The organism is Mesorhizobium sp. M8A.F.Ca.ET.057.01.1.1 (assembly GCF_003952565.1).
Classification (GTDB): Bacteria; Pseudomonadota; Alphaproteobacteria; order Rhizobiales; family Rhizobiaceae; genus Mesorhizobium.
In genome coordinates this window covers 1,929,735-1,951,220 of sequence record NZ_CP034454.1, presented here as the reverse complement: position 1 = coordinate 1,951,220, position 21,486 = coordinate 1,929,735, and the positions used below count along the sequence as shown (strand labels likewise).

Sequence of the window (21,486 nt, the reverse complement as noted above, 5' to 3'; positions counted from 1 at the left end):
CACGCAATTCCGGACGGAAAACCGCTACGCACTTTTCCTGGAATTGCTCTAAGCCTGGCTCGCCAACAGTGACGTTCCGGCGTCTGCGTCGAGCACAAAGCGCTCGCAGCGCTCGCCGTCGGATTCATCGATGAAGCTCTCGATATGGTCGAAGCCGAGCTTCGCCAGGATCCGCAGCGACGCGACATTGCGCGTCGCCGCCTCGGCCGTCACCCGTTCGAGCGCCAGGGTTTCGAAGGCGTAGCGAAGCACTTCGCGCGCGGCCTCGCTGCCCAGCCCCTGCCCCAATGCGCTCGCCCCAGCACAAATCCCAATGCGGCAGCCTTGGCGTCGGTTGCGAAGGACAGGGTGATCGTCCCGATCGCATCCGACACGCCTGCCTGGTCTATCGACCATTTGATCGCCTTGCCGTCGGCGAACCGCTGACGCGAAAGCGCCAGCCACCGCGCGCCCGCGCTCATGTCGTCGGGAACGGGATCGCCGGCAAGGGAGGCGGATTCGACATCGGTGGCGCGCGCGAACCATGCCGGGATATCCCGTTCGCCCGGCGCCCGAAGCACGAGCCTTGCCGTGACTAGCCTGGGAACTGCTTTCATGGCGGCATTTTCGACCCGGGGCGGCGCCAATGCAACGGCGCTGGCAGGGCTCGGCTATAGCCTAGCAACGCCGGCCCAATCGCCTCTTCATCAATACTTCACCATAGCGACAACGGTGGCGGAACCTTCCTGATCGCGGCGGACTTCTGGAGGCATTCTGAGCTCGATTGAAGAGGTCCCCGCATGAGAGTCACCGCAGCAGGCATCGACCGCATCAAGATCGGCAATGCGGACGCGAGCGGCCAAGGCGCGCATTTCGTCGTCTGGCTTTATCTTCAGGTCGACGAAGGGGTACACAGACCGGTCAGGAACTGGTGGTGTCGGTGCCGTACGACGCGCGGATGACGTTCGACGATCTCGCGACTCAGGCTTTCGAGAAGGCACACGCCATGCTTCGAGCCTGCTGCGAGGTAGATGAGGCGATGTGGTGGAAGCAGTTCAACCGCAGCCTGGCGCCGCTGCCCGAATGGACGCCCGGCGCCCAGTAGTTGGCGAACCCCGAACCAAGAATGAACCATCCTAAAGATCGAGCGCCACCATCATTCCGCGCACCTCCGCCATTTCCAGCAGCAGATCCTGCAGGCTATCGATGGTCAGCGCCGCGCCGGCTGCCGCCGGCAGCTCCGCGATACTCTCCTTCATCGAGATGACGGCGACCCCGGTTTTCTCGGAAAGCAGCCGCGCGATGGCCGTGCGGACAAGCGCATTCTGGTCAGGCATAAATCCCCTTTATGCTATGATGTCGGCACCATTTTCTTTCATGTCATAGGCCAGGCCGCAACTTATGCGAGCGTTCATTCATGCTTGCAAGTCGTCTTGTCGATCATCCCGACAGGATCGGCAGCCGCTCAGCAGCGAGAGCGACGGCATCCCGCTGTCATCGGGCTCCATGACGGCGAGCAGAGCCAGCGGCACTTCATGCCGGTAAAGACCGATGAAAGCCCTGCCTCCCACGGTTACCGGCAATTCGGTCGATCTGTCGAAAATGGAATACGTGCCCGTGGGCTCGTTGAGTATCTCGAAGCGGTGCAATGCAAACCTCATCCTCCCCGGGAGCCTTGTAACGCGCGCGCCCATCAGAGGTTGCATAAAAAATCGATTTTTTCGAAGGTCGCGTGCGGCTGACCGCATAGGCAGGAACAACGGGTTTCGGCAAAGACGACTGATTGGCTCTTGCCGAAGCCGGTGGCCTCGCTCATCCATGGCGTCCGGACAACAGCCTGGGATCCGCGATGACCGACGCCAGCCTTCACCTCGTCGAAGCGACGATCGAACAACTCCGCAAGGCGCTCGACGACGGCACGGTCACCAGCGTCGAACTGGTCGCGGCCTATGTCAGGCGCATCGCGCATTTCGACCGGCACGGCATCAGCCTCAACGCAGTGCCTGTGCTGAACCCTGATATGTTCGAGGAAGCCGCCGCTTCCGACCAGCGGCGCCGGCAAGGCAAGACGCTTGGGCCTCTCGACGGCTTCCCCTACACCGCCAAGGACAGCTACAAGGTCAAGGGCCTGACGGTGGCCGCCGGCTCGCCCGCCTTCGAGCATCTCGTCGCCAACGAGGACGCCTTCACCATCGCCCGGCTGCGTGCCGGCGGCGCCGTGCTGATCGGCCTCACCAACATGCCGCCCATGGCCAATGGCGGCATGCAGCGCGGCGTCTATGGCCGCGCCGAAAGCCCGTACAACGCCGACTACCTGACCGCCGCCTTCGCGTCGGGCTCCTCCAATGGCTCAGGCACCGCGACGGCGGCGAGTTTCTGTGCCTTCGGGCTCGGCGAGGAAACATGGTCGTCCGGCCGCGCGCCGGCCACCAACAACGCGCTGGTCGCCTACACGCCCTCGCGCGGCGTCATTTCCGTGCGCGGCAACTGGCCCTTGGTGCCGACCATGGATGTGGTGGTGCCGCACACGCGAACCATGCACGACATGCTGGAACTGCTCGATGTCATCGTCGCCGATGATCCGGAAACCAGAGGCGATTTCTGGCGCGCTCAGCCCTGGGTGGCGCTGCCCAGGAGTTCCGACTTGCGCCCACCGCGTTACACCGATCTGGCGCTGGAAGGGTCGCTCAAGGGCAAACGGCTCGGCGTGCCCAGAATGTATATCGGCCGCGACAGCGAAGCCGACCGCCCGATCGAAACCCGCGCCTCTGTGCTTGCCCTGTGGGAACAGGCGGCGAAGGATTTGCGCCGGCTCGGCGCCGAGGTGGTGGAGGTCGACTTTCCGGTCGTCTCCAATTACGAGCGCGACCGCCCGGGCGCACGAACCATGGTCGAGCGCGGACTGGTGCCGGCGGACTTCGCCGACCGCGAAATCTGGGACCTCTGCATCTGGGCCTGGGACGATTTTCTGCGCGCCAATGCCGACCCTGCCTTGCCCGATCTCGCCTCTGTCGACGGCCCCAGGATTTTCCCGCAGCCGCCTGGCACCTTGCCCGACCGTTACGACGGCGGCTTCGACCTGGCGGACTATGTCGAGCGGGCGAAGTCCGGCGTCATGCCCTTCGAGGATATCCCGACGATGGAGGAAGGGCTGAACGGGCTGGAGGCGACGAGGCGCGTCGATTTCGAGGACTGGCTTGACGCCAACCACCTCGATGCCGTGGTGCTGCCGGCCGCCGCCGATGTCGGCCCGGCCGACGCCGACGTCAACGAGGCCTCCGCCGCGCTCGCCTGGCGCAACGGCACCTGGGTCGCCAACGGCAATCTTGTCTGGCGCCATTTCGGCATCCCGACCGTCACCGTGCCGATGGGCACCATGGCCGACATCGGCATGCCGGTTGGCCTCACCTTCGCCGGCAAGGCTTACGACGACGATAGGCTGCTGCGCATGGCCGGCGACTACGAACGCACCACGCAGCGTCGCACGAGCCCGCCGCGCACGCCTGAACTGGCCAGCGATGTCTTTTCACGCCGCCCCGCCGAAGCCGGCAATGGCAACGCGCCCGCGCCCACCATCAAGCTTGCGGCCGAGACGCGGGCTTCGGGCGATCAGGAAGAGATGGCCATCACGCTCGACCTTGCAGCCGAGGCAGGCGAAACGGAAAACGCCGACGTGAAAGTCCACGTCAACGGAGAGCCCGTCGCGATGCAGCGAAGCGGCGCGCGCTTCACCGGGCAGGCGCTCATCCCGGTCGCCGAGCACCGGCGCTTCCACAGCGTCTGGCGCGGCTCCTACGGCTCGATCGTGACGGCGGTGGCGCGGGTGAAAGATGGACGCACCGCCGGCGCCTATGTGGTCACCGGCGGGATCGAGTGAAGATGCGCTGTACAGGCCGCCTCACCATGCGCAATCGGCCAGACCACGGAACCCTGCGATGATCAAAGTCAAGCAACTCGCCCATGTCTGCATCTTCGCCGACGATCTCGAGGAGACGCAGCACTTCTACCGCGATGTCCTGGGCATGGACATCCAGTTCAATTTCCTGCGCGACGGCGCGATTTTCGGGTTCTACCTCAATTGCGGCGGCCGCAGCCATGTCGAGGTCTTTCAGAAGGATGGAGCCCGGTTCAGCGAGATGGACCAGATCAACCATTTCTGCCTGGAGGTCGAGAACATCGACGCAGCGATCGCGCACATCGCGTCCATGGGCGTCGACGTCACCGCCAAGAAACACGCCTGCGACGACACCTACCAGGCCTGGCTGCGCGACCCCAACGGCGTGAAGATCGAGCTGTTCGAATACACCGGCAAAAGCGCGCAATTCACCGGCGGCGACCGCATCGCCGACTGGTAGGCTACCCCCGCGCGGCCCACAGCAAGCCGCGCTCGACCATCAGCGCCATTTCCGGCACCGCGAACTCATCCGCCGTGTGCCCAAGCGCACCGTAAAACACCTTGCCCGCGCCATACCGGCGCTTCCAGACGACCGGCATGACGACGCCGCCAATGCCGGGGAAATGCGCGTCGGTGAAGGTGGTTGTCGCCAGCACCTCGTTGCCGGGGTCGACATGCATGTAATATTGCTCCGACCGGTAGGCGAATTCACGGACGCCGCTGGTGATCGGATCGTCCGGCCGGGTGATGACGACGGTATAGTCGATGATGTCGCCGGGATGCGCGACCCACTGGCCGCCGGTCATGAACTGATAGTCGGGTTCATTGCGAAAACTGTCGCCCATCGTGCCGTGGAAGCCGCCAAGCCCGCTCCCGCCGCGAACGGCCTGCGTCAGGTTCTTCAGCTCGGCCTTTTCGATCGTCGCCATGGTGATGACTGGCACGATGAGATCGAATGAAGCAAGGTCCGGATCGGCGAACATCGCCGTGCCGTGGCCGAGCGTCACCGCGAACCCGTTACGCTCCAGCATGTCGCGCACGACATTGGCGCTGCGCTCAGGCGTGTGGCCTTCCCAGCCGCCCCAGGCAATCAACGCCTTCTTCGCCATACCGTGAATCTCCGTGAACCGCCCGCCATGGCGGATGGTTACACGGAGCGGCCGTCAGCGCCACCCCAGCGCCGGCGCGACATGGGTCAGGATCGCCTCGATGACATGGGCGTTGTAGTCGACGCCGAGCTGGTTGGGCACGGTGAGCAGCAGCGTGTCGGCCTCGGCGATCGCCTCATCCTGGGCCAATTCCTTGATCAGCACGTCCGGTTCGGCGGCATAGCTGCGGCCGAAGATCGCCCGCGTGTTTTCCTCGATGAAGCCGATCTGGTCGCGGCTTTCATTGCCGCGCCCGAAATAGGCGCGGTCGCGGTCGTCGACCAGCGCGAAGATGCTGCGGCTGACCGAAACACGCGGCTCGCGCTTGTGCCCGGCCGCCTTCCAGGCCTCGCGATAGACGCGGATCTGCTCGGCCTGCTGGACATGGAACGGCTTGCCACTCTCGTCGAATTTCAGCGTTGAGCTCTGCAAATTCATGCCGAGCTTGGCCGCCCATTCCGAGGTGGCGTTGGTGGCCGCGCCCCACCAGATGCGCTCGCGCAGGCCTTCCGAATGCGGCTCGAGCCGGAGCAGGCCGGGCGGATTGGGGAACATCGGCCGTGGATTGGGCTGGCCAAAGCCCTCGCCGCGCAGCGTGTCGAGGAAGACCTCTGCGTGATGCCGCGCCATGTCGGCGTCGGTCTGGCCTTCCTGCGGCTGGTAGCCGAAATAGCGCCAGCCGTCGATGACCTGTTCGGGCGAACCACGGCTGATGCCGAGCTGCAGACGCCCGCCGGCGATGATGTCGGCGGCACCCGCATCCTCGGCCATGTAGAGCGGATTTTCGTAGCGCATGTCGACGACCGCCGTGCCGATCTCGATACGGCTGGTCTTGGCGCCGACGGCGGCCAGCAGCGGAAATGGCGAGGCGAGCTGGCGGGCGAAGTGATGCACGCGGAAATAGGCGCCGTCCGCGCCAAGCTGCTCGGCGGCGACGGCGAGATCGATGGATTGCAGAAGCGCGTCCGATGCCGAGCGCACCTGCGATTGCGACGAGGGCGTCCAATGCCCGAATGACAGGAAACCGATTTTTTTCATGGCCCTGAAGTATATGCCGGCGGCACATGCTTCAATGGCGAAAGAGCGGGGTTACACACCGTCGCCCTCTCGATACCAAACGTTCGCGATACCAAGGCGCCAAAGGGTTGATCGCTGTGGAGGATGGGATGCTCAGGGGAATCCGCATCGTCGAGATCGAGGCGCTGGGACCGGCGCCCTTCGCCGGCATGCTGCTGGCCGATCTCGGCGCCGATGTCATCGTCGTCCACCGCAAGCACGCGTCCATGCCGGGTGCGCCTGAGCGCTCGCTGCTCGATCGCGGCAAGCGCTCCATCGCGCTCGACCTGAAGAATGGAGACGACGTGGCCGTGCTGATGCGCCTGATCGCCACCGCCGACGGGCTGATCGAGGGGTTCCGGCCCGGCGTCATGGAGCGCCTCGGCCTCGGCCCCGACCTCTGCCACGCGGCCAACCCGCGCCTGGTCTACGGCCGCATGACCGGCTGGGGCCAGCACGGACCGCTGGCCGCCACCGCCGGGCACGACCTGAACTATATCGGCCTGTCGGGCGCGCTCTGGTACGCCTCCTTGCCTGGCGAGCCGCCCATGGCGCCGCCGACGCTTGTCGGCGACATAGGCGGCGGCGCGCTCTATCTGGTGGTCGGCATGCTGGCCGGCATCATGAATGCCCGCGCCGGCGGCAAGGGCACCGTGGTCGACGCCGCGATCGTCGACGGCTCCGCCCATATGATGAACCTGCTGATGTCGCTCGGCCAGTCGGGCGCGCTGGCAACGGAGCGCGGCCGAAGCCTGCTCGATGGGCCGCATTGGTGCCGCGTCTACCGCACGTCGGAGGGCGGCTTCATCAGCGTCCAGTGTATCGAGCCGAAATTCTACGCGCTCTTCCTCGACCGGCTTGGCCTCGCCACCGATCCAAACTTCGCCCGGCAGTTCGACCGCGTACTCTGGCCGGAACTCGGCGACCGGCTGGCGGCGATCTTTGCCACGAAACCCCGTGACGAATGGATCAGCCTGTTCGAGGGGTCCGACGCCTGCGTCGGGCCGGTGCTTGGCCCGCATGAAGCGGCGCTGCATCCGCATATGGCCGCCCGCGGTACATGGCAGACGGTGGACGGCGCGCTTCAAGCGGCCGCGGCCCCGCGCTTTTCCGGCGCGCGGTGGACGCCGCCCAAAAGCCCGGCGCGCGGCGAACACGATGCCGAAATCCGCGCGGGCCTGGCGGAATCGTGATGGCGCCGTGCTAGGCTATGCCAGTATTCCCACCCGACGAAGATGATTGGCGGATAGGACGAGGTCCATGGCGGTTCGGTCGATCATAAAATTCCCCAATCCCTCCTCCGCACCGTGGCCGAACCCGTAGAGCTGTTCGACAGCGAGCTGCACGCTTTGGCCGGCGATCTCATCGACACCATGCACGCGGCGCCAGGGATAGGCATCACCGGCCCGCATATCGGCGTCTTGAAACGCCTGGTCGTGATCCAGCTTCCTTCCGCCATGGAACCGGGGGTCTATTAAATCCATCCGTCGTCCAGGCCTCGACCGAGATGATCCGTCATGCGGAAGGCAGCGTTTCCATGCCCGGCGTCACCGAGGATATCGAGCGGCACGCCCGCATACGCGTCCGCTATCAGGATCTGGATGGCAATGAGCGGTTCGAGGATGCCGAGGGCCTGCTGGCGGTTTGCCATCAGCATGAGATCGACCAGCTCGACGGGCTGTTCTGGACGCACAGGCTGACGCGCCTCAAGCGCGACCGGCTGATCAAGCGCTACGGCAAGTTGATGCGAGCGTCGTAGGCGCCAGGCCGTCTACTTCCCGCAGTGGTGATCGTTGATCTTGTTGATCGCAAACCCGTCCGGCCCTGTCCGGTGGTAGGAGCAGGCCCCCGCGGCCGTCGTGACCAACTGCTGGTCATAATAGCGCGGGCCGCCGAACAGGAAATCGATGAGATCGTTCTCGGCCGGAACATATCGCTCCTGTTCGCCCTGCTGGTAGTGACGGTGCTTGGTCCCGGCGAATGCCGCAGAAGACATGCCGCAGCCCATTGCGAGAGCAAGAACACAGATCGCCAGCCGTTTGGTCGTCATCGCAAAACACCCTTCTGTTCGGGGTCCATCTTATATCCAAATCCTCAGATGACGAAAAGTTCCTGAACAAGGGCCTTGCCAGCACCTGAATATCAGCACAGCTAGTCGGTCTGGATCCAGACCGACTTGGTCTCCAGATACTCATGCAGATGCTCGATGCCGCCCTCGCGGCCATAGCCGGACATCTTCATGCCGCCGAACGGCACAGCGGGGTCGATGGCATGGTACATGTTGACCCACACCGAGCCGGCCTTGACGCGGCGCGCCAGCTTGTGCGCGGTGCCGAGATGGCTGGTGAAGATGCCGGCGGCCAGCCCATAGGGCGTCGCATTGGCGCGCGCGACGGCCTCGTCGAGCGTGTCGAAAGGCATCGCCAAAATGACCGGCCCGAAGATCTCTTCGCGCGCGATGGTCATGGTGTCCGACACCGCGCCGAAGACGGTCGGCGCGATGAAGTTGCCGCCATCATAGAGCGCGCCCGTCAGCCGCGCGCCGCCGGCGACCAGTTCGGCGCCTTCGTCGCTGCCGGCCTTGATGTAGCCTTCCACCTTGCCGGCCTGCCTGGCATTGATGAGCGGCCCGATTTCGGTTTCCGCCTCGATGCCGTGGCCGATTCGCAGTTTTCCGGCGAACTCGGCCAGCCGGCGCACGAACTCGTCATGGATCTCGCGCGCCACGAACAGCCGCGAGCCGGCAATGCAGATCTGGCCCGAATGCACGAACACCGCCATGGCCGCGACCGGAACGGCCTTGTCGATATCGGCGTCGCGGCAGACAATGATCGGTGACTTGCCGCCAAGCTCGAGCGAGACGCGCTTGAGATTGGTCACGCCCGCCCGCGCGATCGCCTGGCCGGTCAGCGTCGAGCCGGTGAAAACGATCTTGTTGACGTCGGGATGTTCGGCAAGCCGCGCGCCCGCTTCGGCGCCGGTTCCGGTGACGATGTTGACGACGCCGTCGGGCACGCCCGCTTCCTGCATCAGCCGCGCGATCAGCAGCGGCGTCAGCGATGCCTCCTCCGAGGGTTTCAGCACGATGGTGCAACCCGTGGCGAGCGCCGGCGCGATCTTCCAGATCGAGGCGGCGGTCGGCGCATTCCAGGGAATGATCGCACCGACGACGCCCACGGGCTCGCGCCGGGTGAAGGTGACGATCTCGCCGGGAATGGAGTTGTCTATGGATTCGCCGTGCAGCGCGGTCGCCATGCCGGCATAGAAGCGCAGCATGCCGATGACGCGGCGCCGGTTGGCCAGCGTGCGCGTGATCGGCAGTCCCATATCGAGCGTGTCGGAGACGCTGAGCTCTTCCCAATGCGTCTCGAACAGATCGGCGATCCTGAGCAGCACGCATTGCCGCTCATAGGGTGAGAATTTCGACCATGGCCCTTCGAAGGCCGTGCGCGCTGCCGCCACCGCCGCGTCGACATCGGCGGCTGCGCCACGCGGCACGGTCGCCAGCACTTCGCCGGTCGCCGGGTTCAGCGCCCGCATCACCTCGCCGGACTGCGCCGCAACCCAGTGGCCACCGATGAACATCGGCCGGAATTCGCCGTGGTAGAGCGTCGCGGCCTTCGCCCTCGGGTCGAAATTCACCGTCATCTCTTCCTCCTCACGAATTCCATGGCGACTATTACTCCCGGTGCTGGCGACCTCAAGCAAGGAAAGCTGAAAGGGCGTTCTGGCGGCCTCGACCGGGAGCACGCAGCGCATCCGTATCGGCGCTCCGTTCGGCGCCGGAGAGACCCGGTGTCGGGGGGCGCATCCTCCTGGACGAAGTCACCACGGCTTCAAACTCAGCGGCGCGCCGCGCTTCAGGCAGATGCCCCGGCCCGGGGCCAGACGAGGCCACGCGCATGTCCGGCGACATGGGCGCCTCAACAGTCATTCAGGTCGATCGTGGCGCATGAAAGCGGGCCGGCGACAACAGGCTGGGATCGGCGCCTTCGCCAAGAAATGGCTTGGGCAGCTCGCTTCCGGTCACGAGGGCCGCGGTCAGTTGACCGAGCGCGGGTCCGGTCTGGATGCCGTAGCCGCCTTGTCCAGCCAGCCAGAAGAAGCCCTCGACATGGGGGTCCCAGCCAACCGCCGGCGTCTTGTCCGCAAAGAACGACCGCAGCCCCGCCCAACTGCGCGACACATGCGTTACCGGCAGCGCGGCGGCCTGTTGAACGCGATCGACTGCGATGGCGATATCGATCTCCTCGGGTTGTGCATCGCACGGTTCGCTCGGCGTCTCGTCGGCTGGTGAGAGCAACAGCATTCCCGAGGATGGCTTGAAATAGAACATCTCGTCGACATCGATCACGCCCGGCCAGTCCTTGGCGTTGATGCCGGGCGGCGTTTTGACAAGCATCGCGGTTCGCCGTTTCGGGACCAGGCCAAGCGGCATGGCTCCTGCCATCTCGGCCACCTGGTCCGCCCATGCACCCGCCGCGTCGACAAGGACGGGCGCCTCGAAGACGCCGGCCGTGGTCGTCACGGTCCATATGCCACCGATCCTCTCGATCCCCTCGACCCGAGCATTGGTGACCACCCGCGCGCCCTGGCGGCGTGCGCCCCGCAGAAAGCCCTGGTGAAGGGTGTCGACGTCGATATCCATCGCCGAACGGTCCAGAAACGCGCTCGCCTCGTATTCGGGTCGCAGGATTGGAATGACCGATCGGGAAGCGTCGGGGTCGAGCCATTCGATGGCCGTTGGCGATTCCGCGACTCTCTCGGCAAACAGCGCCTCCAGCCTGGGCCTCTGCGCGGCCGTGCCGATCGACATTGTGCCGCGAGGTGTCAGCAAGGGTACGTCGCAGAAGCCGGACGGCGGCTCAACGAAGAACTGCCGGCTGGCGCGCGTAAACGCGCGGATGGCGATGTTGCCGTAACCCTCGATGAAGAGAGCGGCGGACCGTCCCGTCGTGTGCATGCCGCAATGGGCTTCGGCTTCAAGCACGGTCACCTGTCGACCAGCCGCAAGAAAGAAAGCCGCCGAGGCGCCAGCCATGCCGCCGCCGATGATAAGAACGTCCTGCATGGCCTCCCTCTTGCAAGCGCCGGCAACCAAGCAGAATATTTCTGATCGGTCAAACCTCTTTCCTATGATAAAGGCGGCGCCGCTTGCGAGTCGACTTTGTCCGGTCCCAACCCTAGACTGCCGCCAATGTCGAAAAGGGTCCGCCATGAGCGATTCGAAACCAAGCCTGGGAGAATGCCTCAAACTGCTGCGCCGGGAGCGTGGCTGGACACTGACGCAGGTCGCCCAGATGTCGGGGCTCGCCATCTCCACCCTGTCGAAGGTCGAGAACAACCAGATGTCGCTGACCTATGACAAGCTGCTGCAGCTTGCCCAAGGGCTCAAGGTCGACATAACCGAGCTCTTCGGCGCGCGAAAGGCCAGCGCCTCCCCCATCGCCCACGGCGCGCGTGCCGTCAGCCGGCTTGAGGACGGGCGGATCGTCGAGACCCCCAACTACGTCTATCGCTTTCTATGCACGGAGCTGTCGCGCAAGGAAATGATCCCCATGCTGGGGTCAATCACCCAGCAAAGCATCGAAACGTTCGGCGAGCTCATCCGTCATCCCGGCCAGGAGTTCACTTATGTTCTCGAAGGCGAAGTCGAGCTGCACACCGACGTGTACGAGACGCTGAGGCTGAAAACAGGAGAGTCGGTCTACTTCGAAAGCACAATGGGACACGCCTATGTCAGCGTCGGCGACACCCCAGCCCGGATCCTGTGCGTGTGCACGTCGGCATCCGGCCAGTCGGAGCAGACCATCATCAACGGCGCCAAAAGCGTGCGCCCCCATGACGAGCGCGAGCCTGTCGATACGGAAATGACGCTTGGCTAATTAGAAAAATATCTTTCCTATCAGAAAAATCGGCTTGCCATCCGAAATACGGATGTTAGCGTGGGCGAGAGGCATCCCTCGGTCCATCCGTGAGAGATGCAAAAACACAAGCTCGAGGGGAGCGCATCATGTTGTTACGTCGCCTGCCGACTTTTGCGGCATTTGCCGCTTTGACAGCCTTGACCTTTGCGGGGCCGAGCTGGGCCACCGACAAGGATGTCCTGGTCATCGCCAAGGCCGAGGATCCGCCCACGGCCGACCCCGGCGTCGAGGTCAGCAACAACGGCTATACGCTGATCTTTCCGGCCTACGAGCGTCTGGTGAAATATGACGGCGCCAAGACCGAGGTCATTCCGGAGCTTGCCGAGAGCTGGACCACGGCGCCCGACAACCTCAGCTGGACCTTCAAGCTGGCGTCGGGACACATGTTCGACGATGGTTCGCCGGTCGATGCCGCCGCGGTCAAATATTCATTCGACCGCGTAAAGAAGCTGGCGGCTGGCCCGGGCGACATGTTCCCGACCATCAAGGATGTCGTCATTGTCGACGCGCAGACCGTGAAGTTCGAATTGTCGGCGCCGTTTGCGCCGTTCCTGTCGGCGCTCGCCACTTCGGCCGGATCGATCATCAATCCCAAGGCACAAGAGCACGCGGTCAACGGCGACGACGCGAAGGCCTGGCTCGCCGAGCACAGCGCCGGCAGCGGAGCTTTCAAAATCTCGGGCTGGGAGCGCAACCAGCAGATCACGCTCGATCCCAATCCCCACTATGCCGGCAAGGCGCCGGCTTTCAAGCAGGTCATCTTCAAGATCGTGCGCGAGATGTCATCGCGTCGCCTGCAACTGGAGAACGGAGACGCCGACCTGATCGACCAGGTTCCGGTCGACCAGGCCGAGGCCATGAAATCAAGCGCGGGGGTGGTCATCGAGAGCAATCCCAGCCTCTATGTCGTCTATCTCTATTTGAACAACAAGAAAGCGCCCTTCGACAATCCGAAGGTCCGTCAGGCCATATCCTATGCGGCCGACTACAAGGGGCTGGTCGATGGCGTCATGCAGGGCCAGGCCGAACAGATGCGCGGGGCTGTACCGGACGGCATGTGGGGCCATGACCCGCAGGGCATGCAGTACAGCTACGATCTGGACAAGGCCAAGCAGCTGCTTGCCGATGCCGGTGTTTCCAATCTGCACATCAGCTTCACCTATTCGCAGGCCGACTCCGCCTGGGAGCCGGTGGGTCTTGCGCTGCAGGCCTCGCTCGCCGAAATCGGCGTCACGATGGATATGAAGAATGTCGCCGACACGACCAAGCGCGAGCTGGTCGCCAAGGGCGACTACGACATCGCGACGGGCGCGTGGACGCCCGATTTCGCCGATCCGTTCATGTTCATGAACATCTGGTTCGACCCGACCAAGATGGGAGCCCCCGGCAACCGGGCCTTCTATGAAAATCCGAAAGTGACCGATTTGATCACCCAGGCGCTCGCGACCGTCGACCAGAAGAAGCGTGAGCAGCTCTATATCGACGCGCAGAAAATCACCAACGAGGATGCACCTTACGTCCTTCTGTTCCAGAAGAACGACATCTTCGCCATGCGATCCTCGGTGAAGGGGTACGTCTACAATCCGATGCTGATCCAGGTCTACAACATCGCCGATATGTCTAAGTCCGAATAGAAATCGGCGCCGAAGGCATGTCGCTTATTTCAACAATCCTTCGGCGCCTCGTTTTGCTGGTCTTCGTGGTGGCTGGCGTCGCGGTCATCACCTTCACGATTTCGCATTTGATCCCCGGCGATCCGGCTCAGTTGATCGCCGGTGACAAGGCTTCGGCCGAGACGCTGGCGCATGTGCGCCAGGAGCTTGGTCTGGACAAGCCCGTCACCCAGCAGTTTGTCATATACGTCAAGCAGCTCCTGTCGGGCGATCTCGGCCAGTCCTTGCGGACACGGCGCCCGGTGGCCGGCGATATTGCCCTGTTCCTGCCCGCCACGCTCGAGCTCGGCATCGCCGCGCTCGTGACGGCGATCATGATTGGCGTGCCGCTCGGTGTGCTTTCGGCGATCTACAAGGACGGACCGGTCGACCAGGCGGCGCGTGTCGTGTCGGTTGCCGGCATTTCAATGCCGGTATTCTGGTTCGGGCTGGCGCTCATCCTCCTGTTCTACGTCAAGATACCGATCCTGCCGGGCAGCGGCCGCATCACGCTTGGCATCGCCGCGCCGCCGCGCATCACCGGCTTCTTCCTGGTCGACTCGCTTGTCGCCGGCGACCTGAAAGCCTTCTGGTCGTCGCTTTATCACCTCATCCTGCCGGCCTTTGTCCTCGCCTTCGCCAATCTCGGCATCATCACGCGCCAGATTCGGGCCTCGATGCTGGATGTCCTGCAGGAGGATTATGTGCGCACCGCGCGAGCGAATGGTTTGTCGCGATCGGCGGTCATCCTGCGGCACGCCTTGCCGAATGCCCTGATCCCGTCGGTGACGCTGCTTGGCCTCGCCTTCGGTGATCTGCTCTACGGCGCGGTGCTGACAGAAACGATCTTCGCCTGGCCAGGCATGGGGAGTTATGTGGTGTCATCGATCCAGACGCTGGATTTTCCCGCGATCATGGGCTTCACCATCGTCGCTTCGCTGGGCTACGTGCTGATCAATCTCGCGGTCGATCTGACCTATATGGTGCTCGACCCACAGATCAGGGAGCTCGGCTGATGGCGGCGGATGGCATCATCACATCGCCCCGGCCGGCATCGCGGCTTCGCGTGGGGCGGTTGTGGTATCGCGTGAAGGAAAGTCCTCTCACTCTGATCGGCGCCGCGATCGCGCTGGCGGTGCTGTTTGTGATCATGGCCGCGCCCCTGCTCGCACCCTACCCGCCCGACAAGATCTCACTTGCAGCACGGCTTGCCGCGCCCAGCCTGCAGCACCTCTTCGGCACCGACGAGGTCGGGCGCGATCTGTTTTCGCGGGTGCTCTTCGGCGCGCGCGCGTCCTGCGGCATCGCCTTTGCCATCGTCATCATCTCGACCTTCATCGGCTCGATTATCGGCTGCCTGTCCGGTGTCGTCGGCGGCATCGTCGACACCGCGATCATGCGGCTGATGGATGTCTTCCTGGCGCTGCCGGCACTCATCCTCGCCATGGCGCTGGCCGCGGCGTTGGGACCGAGCCTGTTCAACGCCATGCTGGCCGTCGCCGTGGTGCGGGTGCCCGCCTATGTGCGGCTGGCGCGTGGGCAGACGCTGTCGCTGCGCAACCGCACCTATGTGAAGGCATCGCGCAGCTTCGGGGCTTCGCCCGCCTATATGCTGCGCTGGCACATACTGCCTAACGCCCTGTCGCCCATCATCGTCCAGGCGACACTGGATCTCGGTGGCACCATCCTGACGGCCGCGGCTTTGAGCTTCATCGGCCTCGGCGCCCAGCCGCCGACGTCTGAATGGGGCTCCATGGTGTCGAGCGGACGCAACTATTTCCTTGACCAATGGTGGTATGTCACCTTTCCCGGCCTGGCCATTCTGATCAGCGCCATGGGTTTCAATCTGCTGGGTGACGGATTGCGCGACATGCTCGATCCCAGGCTGGGTGGCCGATGACCGAACTGTCCGGCGACGTCCTGCTCGAAATCTCCGACCTTTCGCTCGAGTTCCGTACCTATCGCGGGCCGATCAAGGCGCTGAACGGGGTCAGCCTCAATGTCCGTGCCGGCGAGATCGTCGGCATCGTGGGAGAATCCGGGTGCGGCAAGTCGGTGACCATGATGGCGGCGACGCGGCTTTTGCCCAAAGGCAGCGCGCACATTACCGGCGGCGGCATCCGTCTGTTCGGCAACGATCCGATGAAGCTCAGCGAGCGTGAACTCCAGCATGTGCGCGGGCGGCTGGTGTCGACCATCTTCCAGGAACCGATGAACGCTCTCAACCCGACCCGACGGATCGGCGAGCAGATTGTCGAAGTCATCCGCCGCCACCAGCGTCTCGACAACGCGGCCGCGACGAGCAAAGCCTCTGGCCTGCTGCGCGACATGCTGATCAGCGAGCCGGAGCGGATCATGCAGGCCTATCCGTTCGAGCTTTCCGGAGGCATGCGACAGCGCGTGCTGATCGCCATGGCCTTCTCCTGCGAACCCAAGCTCATAATCGCCGACGAGCCGACCACGGCACTCGATGTGACGGTGCAGGCGCTGATCCTGGGCCTCATCAAACACAAGGCGATGAGCACGGGAACGGCCGTTGTTTTCATATCGCATGACATGGCCGTGGTGTCGCAGCTTTGCGACCGGCTCTACGTGCTTTACGCGGGACGGGTCGCGGAAGCCGGAACGACCGCGTCGGTGCTGGCAGCGCCAGCCCATCCCTACACGCGCGCCCTGATACGCTGTCTGCCGGGGCTGGCACCACCAAAGCAGCCGCTGGAACAGATCCCCGGCACCTTGCCCGACCTGCTTGACCCGCCTGCCGGCTGCCTCTTTCGAGCGCGCTGCCGCGAGGCGAATGATCGTTGCGTGTCGGTGCCGCCGCTGGCTGCCTTGGAGCCGGCCCGCCGCGCCGCCTGCTGGCGCCGTATCGAGGAGACGCAAGCCGCGTGACCCAGCCTCCGCTCCTCTCCGTCGAAGACCTGGAAGTCCGCTACCGTGTCACCTCGGGCTGGTTCGGCGGCGCCGACGTCCATGCCGTCAACGGCGTGTCGTTCAGCGTAGCCGAAGGCGAGACGGTCGGCATTGTCGGAGAATCCGGCTGCGGAAAAACCACGCTTGGACAGGCGATTCTCGGCCTGACCGACATTTCCGCCGGTGCCATCAAACTCAGGGGAACCGAACGGGACCGCGCACGGCGCACCCAATTGCAGATCATCTTCCAGGATCCCCAATCGTCGCTCGATCCGCGTCTTCCGGTCTGGCGCCTGATCACCGAACCTCTGCACATTCGCGGCGGCTACACCCGCAAACAACTGATCGGGCGCGCAACCGAACTGGCCGTCTCGGTCGGCTTGCGGCCGGAGCATGTCGATCGCTATCCGCACGAATTCTCGGGCGGCCAGCGCCAGCGCATCGCGATTGCCAGGGCACTCGCCGTTGAACCGGCGCTGCTGGTCCTCGATGAGCCGACCTCGGCGTTGGACGTGTCGGTGCAGGCGCAGATCGTCAATCTGCTGTTGTCGTTGCAGGCGGAGCGCAAGCTATCCTACGTGCTCATCTCGCATGACGTGTCGCTGGTGCGCCACGTGGCCGATCGTGTCGCCGTCATGTATCTGGGCCAGATCGTCGAGGAAGGCCCGACGCTCGACGTCCTTGACGCTCCCAGGCATCCCTATACCAAGACGCTCCTCGATGCCGTTCCGAGTTTCGATCGTCCGCTGACCTCGATCGCACCGCGCGCCGGCGAATTGCCGAGCAACCGAACACTGCCGACCGGCTGCTTCTTCCGGGAACGCTGCCCCTCCGCGACGACCGGCTGCGAACTGCCGCAGGTTTTGGCCCCCGCCGACGGATTGCGAACAGTCCGCTGTCATCTGGTCACGCGCGCAAACGGTACGGCGGTGCCGCGCACGGCGCCGCGACCGGTATTATCCTCCCGAATGATGCGATTGCTTAGAGCAATTCCAGGAAAAGTGCGTAGCGGTTTTCCCGGGAGAAGCGCGTAGCGCTTCCCTTTGGGAATTGCGTAAAAACAAGAAGCTAGAGCGGGTCGGGCGATTCTTTCAAACGCTGAACCGCTCTAAGCCGCGTCGGCCGCGAATGGGTCTTCCACTTTCGGCCAATAGGGCGTCTTGAGCTTTGTGTAGGGGATCGCGGCAAAGTTGGGCTGCGTCGCACCGGGCGGGGCGCAGAACAGGATGCGCTTGGCGATCGGTGCGAAACCAGCCTGGAAATGGTAATTGGATTTGACGATGACGATGCGCCGCTCGCTTGGATTGAGACCGAGCGCGGTCATGCAGTCAGGATGGAAGACCTGCGTGCGTACCGTGTTGATGATCAGGTCGATGCCGCCGTCGGTGGTGACCCATGCCGCATCCCCGAGCGGCCACGGCATGGTGCCGAACAGCTGCGTCAGCTCGCGACCGAGGCCTTTTACCGTAACGCGCAGATCGACAGGCATACCCGAGAACACGCCACACTTGCCGCCGACCCGCAGGTTTATGGTACCGCCGACCCCGGCCTCGACGCAGAAGCGATAGGCGATCGGGTCCCAGTACATGGCGCTGGCCACGTTCCCAATGCCGCGCTCTATCAGCCGGCGCAGGATGTAGGTGGAGTCCCCGGCGCACCGCCGCCGGCATTGTCCGAAACATCCGCGATGACGACCGGCCCTTGCGGCTCGGCGAGCGCGATATCGAGCGCCTCGTCGATGCCGAGGAATTTCGGGATCAGGTCGTTGCGCAATGCGAAAAGCTGCTTGCCGAACCTTTCAGCTGTGCGCTCTGCAAGCGACTTGTCATCGTTGGTGACGACCAGCATGCGGGCTCCTACATCCTCGACGTCGCCATGCGGAAAACCATGTCCGAGCGAGACTGACAATATGCCTGGCTCGGCTTCGGCGGCGATCATGCCATCGACGAAGCCGCGCATCGGCTGCTCCTGCACGCGAAAGGTGCTGATCATGCGGCAGTCGTAAAGCGCCATCACCGGCCTAACCTTGCCCTCCACCGCGTCGACGACAATGCGGTAGAGCTCGCCGGCACGGTCCATGATGTCGGTGTGCGGATATTCCTTGTAAGCGACGATGGCGGTGGCGTTGTCGACCATCTTCTGGGTTGTGTGGCAGTGCAGATCGAGCTCTGCCCCGATCGGGATGTCGGGCCCGACGACAGCTCTGACATGCGCGAGAAGATCACCCTCGGTATCGTCATAGCCTTCCGCGACGAAAGCGCCATGCAGCGCCAGAAGCACGCAGTCGACCGGCATGGCGGCCTTGAGCTCGTCGAGGATCTCGTCGCGGAACTGCTCGTAGACATTGCGGATGGTTATGCCTCCGGGCTCGGCGCAGACGCACAGGCTTTCCACGATCTCGTGGCCGTCGGCTTCTCCGCGCTGACGCCACACGAACAGCTGGCAGGACGGCTCGTTCAATGGCTTCGAGGTGGCGTCGCCCCGCGCAATGCCCATTTCCTCGAAACTGTGGTAGCCGGTCGGGATGGGCGCGAACGTGTTGGTCTCGGTGTCCATGCCCGCTATGAAAATGCGCATTCTTTCGTCCTCAATCCGATTTTCGTTTAAGAAAAATCTTTTCTCATCATCAAACTATTATATGATTTCCGCAAGCACCTGGACCATGTAAAGAGCTGCGCCAGACCGCGTTCACGCGGCATCCGGCGGGTGGCACAGAATCGGAAATTCACATGCATCTTCACCCGCTCGACGATCTGGTGCTGGACGAAACCACGAAGGCCATTCCGCCAGGCGTTGCGGTCCGTCTTCATGATGTCGGTTCGATGGGCTGGAACCTCCTGCGCGGAGATGTGCCGCTGCCGGCAGCGGTCATCAGGGAGTCCGCGCTCGACCACAATTCGCGATGGATGCAGCGTTTCCTCGCCAAGCGCAACGCGGTCATCGCGCCGCATGTCAAGACGACGATGTGCCCTCAGATCATGCAGAGGCAATTGCGCGACGGCGCCTGGGGCGTGACCGTCGCCACGCTGCACCAGATGAAGGTTTGTCGTCGGTTCGGCATCGATCGCATCGTGCTCGCCAACCAGCTTGTCGGACGGCTGGAACTGGATGCTCTGGTCGCCGAGCTCAACGCTTCGCCCGGCCTCGACTTCTACATGCTGATCGACAGCCTCGACGCCGTACGCCTGGCGAGCGAGGCGGTCGGCCGCTCCGGAACGGCCTCGCGGCCGATCCAGGTGCTGGTCGAGCGCGGCTATCCGGGCGGCCGGACCGGTTGCCGCGACAACGACACGGCGCTCGAGGTCGCGCGTGCCGCGCATGCGGCGCCGCAACTGCGGCTCTGCGGCGTCGAGGCTTTCGAGGGACTGATCAAGCCGAAGGACGGTGGCCCGGCACAGGCAGTCGCGGATTTCGTCGACGAGATCGGCGCGCTCTACGAAGCATGCGCCGGCGAGAACCTGTTCGAGCGCGCCCCACCGATCGTAACAGCCGGCGGTTCGTCGTTCTACGACATCGTCCTCGATCGCCTCTCCGGCAGCGGCGCGCAGGTGATGACGCGCAGCGGCTGCTATGTCAGCCATGACAGCGGTGTCTATCAGGCAGAGCAGAAGCGTATCCTTGCCGCGACGGGCGAGAATGAGGGGCTGGTCAACGCGCTGGAGGTCTGGACCCATGTGCAGTCCTGCCCGGAACCCGGGCTGGCGATCCTGACCGCCGGCAAGCGAGACTTTGGAACCGACTCCGGACTGCCGGTGCCGCTGCTTGTCTCGCGCGGCGACGGTTTGCCTGAAACGCTGACGGGCTGTGCGATTTTCGCCAGCAACGACCAGCACGCCTACATGCGCGTCCCGGAGACGGTTTCGGTCAAGGTCGGGGATCGTATCGGGCTCGGCGTGTCGCATCCCTGCACAACCTTCGACAAATGGCAGATTCTGTTTCTGGTCAACGACGACTATGACATCGTCGGCGCGCTGAAGACCTATTTCTGACCCACCATCGACGCAGGACAGTCGCAGCGCGGTTGCGACGGCTCTATCGGGGGCAAGTATTCGCCGGGGCGGCCCGCCACGGATCGGACGGGCCGCGCCTATTCCGCTCAATGGTCAGACGACAAACCGTATCGCGCGCTGAATGTCGAAGAAATTGTCCGCCTCGAAACGAAGCGTGCGCGGGGCGGGATGCTCCATGCCCGGATACCAGCTTCCCCTGTAGGCTTCGATCGGGGTGGTATATTCCACGATGAGTTCGAACCGGTCGGCCAGCTTCGGCAGGCATTTCGACAGGTCGCGCGAAAGCGAGGCCTCCACGGTCTCGCGTATGGCCTTGACCGAGCCTTGCGGCGAGAGCGACGACGTGGCCGGCCCGAACCCCTCGCTGGTTGCGACGGTTGCGATCTCGGGCACCAGTGCCTTCGCCTCTCCGCACATGCCGGCATCGCCAGACAGAAAGACCGATGGCACGCCGTAACGGGCAGCGCAGTGCGCGTTCAGCGTATATTCGGATGCCACCTCCCCGTTGATCAGCATCCTGGACACGGTGCCGGTCAGCGTGTGTGCCAGCGGGTTCGTGTCGGTACCGGCCTTGTTGTGGTAGCCGGTATAAAGAGCGGCATCGAAGGTGTCATCGATGCCGAACATCATCGCATCCGGATGGCCGCTCCAGCCGCGCACGATGCGGACATAGGCTGGAAGCTTGGACAGGATCAGGTTGCGCGCCGTCGAATGGGCGTCCTTGACGACGATTTCGGTCGCGCCCGCCGCCTTGGCGCCTTCGCAGGCCGCGACCAGTTCGTCGGTCATGTATTCCCGGAACTCGGCATAGTCGGGATTGCCCTTGCGCGCCTCGTCCCAATTGGTGATGCCCGCCGTGCCTTCGATGTCGGCGCTGATAAAGACTTTCATGTGCTTGCCTTTCGA

21 protein-coding genes and 3 pseudogenes are annotated in these 21,486 nt (G+C 64.0%); 13 read left to right on the top strand and 11 right to left on the bottom strand.

All coding sequences use genetic code 11. The annotated features are described in order from the left end of the window. Positions 1 to 48: 48 nt before the first annotated feature. Positions 49 to 596, bottom strand: a pseudogene (locus tag EJ077_RS08815) (GNAT family N-acetyltransferase). A gap of 183 nt (positions 597 to 779) precedes the next feature. Here EJ077_RS08815 and EJ077_RS08810 point away from each other — a divergent pair. Next, the gene (locus EJ077_RS08810) at positions 780 to 941 is read left to right on the top strand and encodes a hypothetical protein (RefSeq protein WP_208701247.1); all 162 of its coding nucleotides are present in this window, start codon (positions 780 to 782) and stop codon (positions 939 to 941) included. Next, complete coding sequence (locus tag EJ077_RS08805; RefSeq protein WP_208701246.1) at positions 938 to 1,084, top strand: hypothetical protein; 147 nt, start codon at positions 938 to 940, stop codon at positions 1,082 to 1,084. Before EJ077_RS08810 ends, EJ077_RS08805 begins: the two co-directional genes overlap by 4 nt. Positions 1,085 to 1,115: 31 nt before the next feature. On the opposite strand, the gene EJ077_RS08800 is transcribed toward EJ077_RS08805, so the two are convergent. The 3 genes from EJ077_RS08800 to EJ077_RS32530 form a co-directional block, all read right to left on the bottom strand. Continuing rightward, on the bottom strand, positions 1,116 to 1,316 hold the full coding sequence (locus tag EJ077_RS08800) for a hypothetical protein (RefSeq protein WP_208701244.1): 201 nt from the start codon (positions 1,314 to 1,316) through the stop codon (positions 1,116 to 1,118). Between the two features lie 78 nt (positions 1,317 to 1,394). After that, complete coding sequence (locus tag EJ077_RS08795) at positions 1,395 to 1,628, bottom strand: hypothetical protein (protein WP_208701242.1); 234 nt, start codon at positions 1,626 to 1,628, stop codon at positions 1,395 to 1,397. A 44-nt stretch (positions 1,629 to 1,672) separates the two neighbouring features. Further along, positions 1,673 to 1,795, bottom strand: a complete 123-nt coding sequence (locus tag EJ077_RS32530; RefSeq protein ID WP_281040203.1) for a hypothetical protein — start codon at positions 1,793 to 1,795, stop codon at positions 1,673 to 1,675. Positions 1,796 to 1,828: 33 nt separating this feature from the next. On the opposite strand from EJ077_RS32530, the gene EJ077_RS08790 reads away from it, so the two are divergent. Beyond that, on the top strand, positions 1,829 to 3,856 hold the full coding sequence (locus EJ077_RS08790; RefSeq protein WP_208701240.1) for an amidase: 2,028 nt from the start codon (positions 1,829 to 1,831) through the stop codon (positions 3,854 to 3,856). A gap of 58 nt (positions 3,857 to 3,914) precedes the next feature. Then, entirely contained in the window at positions 3,915 to 4,334 is a 420-nt protein-coding gene (locus tag EJ077_RS08785) for a VOC family protein (protein ID WP_208701238.1), read from the top strand. 1 nt (position 4,335) lies between these two features. On the opposite strand, the gene EJ077_RS08780 is transcribed toward EJ077_RS08785, so the two are convergent. Beyond that, entirely contained in the window at positions 4,336 to 4,983 is a 648-nt protein-coding gene (locus EJ077_RS08780; protein WP_208701236.1) for a ThuA domain-containing protein, read from the bottom strand. Positions 4,984 to 5,037: 54 nt separating this feature from the next. Beyond that, entirely contained in the window at positions 5,038 to 6,060 is a 1,023-nt protein-coding gene (locus EJ077_RS08775; RefSeq protein ID WP_208701234.1) for an LLM class flavin-dependent oxidoreductase, read from the bottom strand. A 128-nt stretch (positions 6,061 to 6,188) separates the two neighbouring features. Between EJ077_RS08775 and EJ077_RS08770 the strand changes: the two genes are divergently transcribed. Both EJ077_RS08770 and EJ077_RS08765 read left to right on the top strand, forming a co-directional pair. Next, positions 6,189 to 7,271: a CaiB/BaiF CoA transferase family protein gene (locus tag EJ077_RS08770; protein ID WP_208701232.1), complete on the top strand. Its 1,083-nt coding sequence runs from the start codon at positions 6,189 to 6,191 to the stop codon at positions 7,269 to 7,271. Between the two features lie 67 nt (positions 7,272 to 7,338). Continuing rightward, positions 7,339 to 7,837: pseudogene (locus EJ077_RS08765) on the top strand (peptide deformylase). Positions 7,838 to 7,849: 12 nt separating this feature from the next. On the opposite strand, the gene EJ077_RS08760 reads toward EJ077_RS08765, so the two are convergent. From EJ077_RS08760 to EJ077_RS08750, 3 genes are all read right to left on the bottom strand, one after another. Then, complete coding sequence (locus tag EJ077_RS08760) at positions 7,850 to 8,128, bottom strand: hypothetical protein (RefSeq protein ID WP_208701230.1); 279 nt, start codon at positions 8,126 to 8,128, stop codon at positions 7,850 to 7,852. Between the two features lie 101 nt (positions 8,129 to 8,229). Next, positions 8,230 to 9,726, bottom strand: a complete 1,497-nt coding sequence (locus EJ077_RS08755; protein WP_208701228.1) for an aldehyde dehydrogenase family protein — start codon at positions 9,724 to 9,726, stop codon at positions 8,230 to 8,232. A 286-nt stretch (positions 9,727 to 10,012) separates the two neighbouring features. Continuing rightward, positions 10,013 to 11,149 (bottom strand): NAD(P)/FAD-dependent oxidoreductase, encoded by a 1,137-nt coding sequence (locus EJ077_RS08750; RefSeq protein ID WP_208701226.1) that lies wholly within the window; start codon positions 11,147 to 11,149, stop codon positions 10,013 to 10,015. Between the two features lie 145 nt (positions 11,150 to 11,294). Between EJ077_RS08750 and EJ077_RS08745 the strand changes: the two genes are divergently transcribed. From EJ077_RS08745 to EJ077_RS08720, 6 genes are all read left to right on the top strand, one after another. Beyond that, entirely contained in the window at positions 11,295 to 11,963 is a 669-nt protein-coding gene (locus EJ077_RS08745) for a helix-turn-helix domain-containing protein (protein WP_208701224.1), read from the top strand. A gap of 128 nt (positions 11,964 to 12,091) precedes the next feature. Then, positions 12,092 to 13,639: an ABC transporter substrate-binding protein gene (locus EJ077_RS08740; protein WP_208701221.1), complete on the top strand. Its 1,548-nt coding sequence runs from the start codon at positions 12,092 to 12,094 to the stop codon at positions 13,637 to 13,639. Positions 13,640 to 13,656: 17 nt separating this feature from the next. Continuing rightward, positions 13,657 to 14,673 (top strand): ABC transporter permease, encoded by a 1,017-nt coding sequence (locus EJ077_RS08735; RefSeq protein ID WP_127277257.1) that lies wholly within the window; start codon positions 13,657 to 13,659, stop codon positions 14,671 to 14,673. Then, positions 14,673 to 15,557 carry a D,D-dipeptide ABC transporter permease gene (gene ddpC / locus EJ077_RS08730; RefSeq protein ID WP_208701219.1) on the top strand — a complete coding sequence of 295 codons (885 nt, stop codon included), beginning with the start codon at positions 14,673 to 14,675 and terminating at the stop codon, positions 15,555 to 15,557. Before EJ077_RS08735 ends, ddpC begins: the two co-directional genes overlap by 1 nt. Continuing rightward, positions 15,554 to 16,549: an ABC transporter ATP-binding protein gene (locus EJ077_RS08725; RefSeq protein ID WP_210212159.1), complete on the top strand. Its 996-nt coding sequence runs from the start codon at positions 15,554 to 15,556 to the stop codon at positions 16,547 to 16,549. Before ddpC ends, EJ077_RS08725 begins: the two co-directional genes overlap by 4 nt. Next, positions 16,546 to 17,604 (top strand): ABC transporter ATP-binding protein, encoded by a 1,059-nt coding sequence (locus EJ077_RS08720; RefSeq protein ID WP_208701217.1) that lies wholly within the window; start codon positions 16,546 to 16,548, stop codon positions 17,602 to 17,604. The genes EJ077_RS08725 and EJ077_RS08720 overlap by 4 nt, the downstream gene beginning before the upstream one ends. A gap of 74 nt (positions 17,605 to 17,678) precedes the next feature. Here the strand turns inward: EJ077_RS08720 and EJ077_RS08715 are convergent. After that, positions 17,679 to 19,147, bottom strand: a pseudogene (locus EJ077_RS08715) (M81 family metallopeptidase). 152 nt (positions 19,148 to 19,299) lie between these two features. Here EJ077_RS08715 and EJ077_RS08710 point away from each other — a divergent pair. Beyond that, on the top strand, positions 19,300 to 20,559 hold the full coding sequence (locus tag EJ077_RS08710; protein ID WP_208701215.1) for an amino acid deaminase: 1,260 nt from the start codon (positions 19,300 to 19,302) through the stop codon (positions 20,557 to 20,559). A 114-nt stretch (positions 20,560 to 20,673) separates the two neighbouring features. On the opposite strand, the gene EJ077_RS08705 is transcribed toward EJ077_RS08710, so the two are convergent. After that, positions 20,674 to 21,471 carry a M55 family metallopeptidase gene (locus tag EJ077_RS08705; RefSeq protein WP_135916400.1) on the bottom strand — a complete coding sequence of 266 codons (798 nt, stop codon included), beginning with the start codon at positions 21,469 to 21,471 and terminating at the stop codon, positions 20,674 to 20,676. Between the last annotated feature and the right edge of the window lie 15 nt (positions 21,472 to 21,486).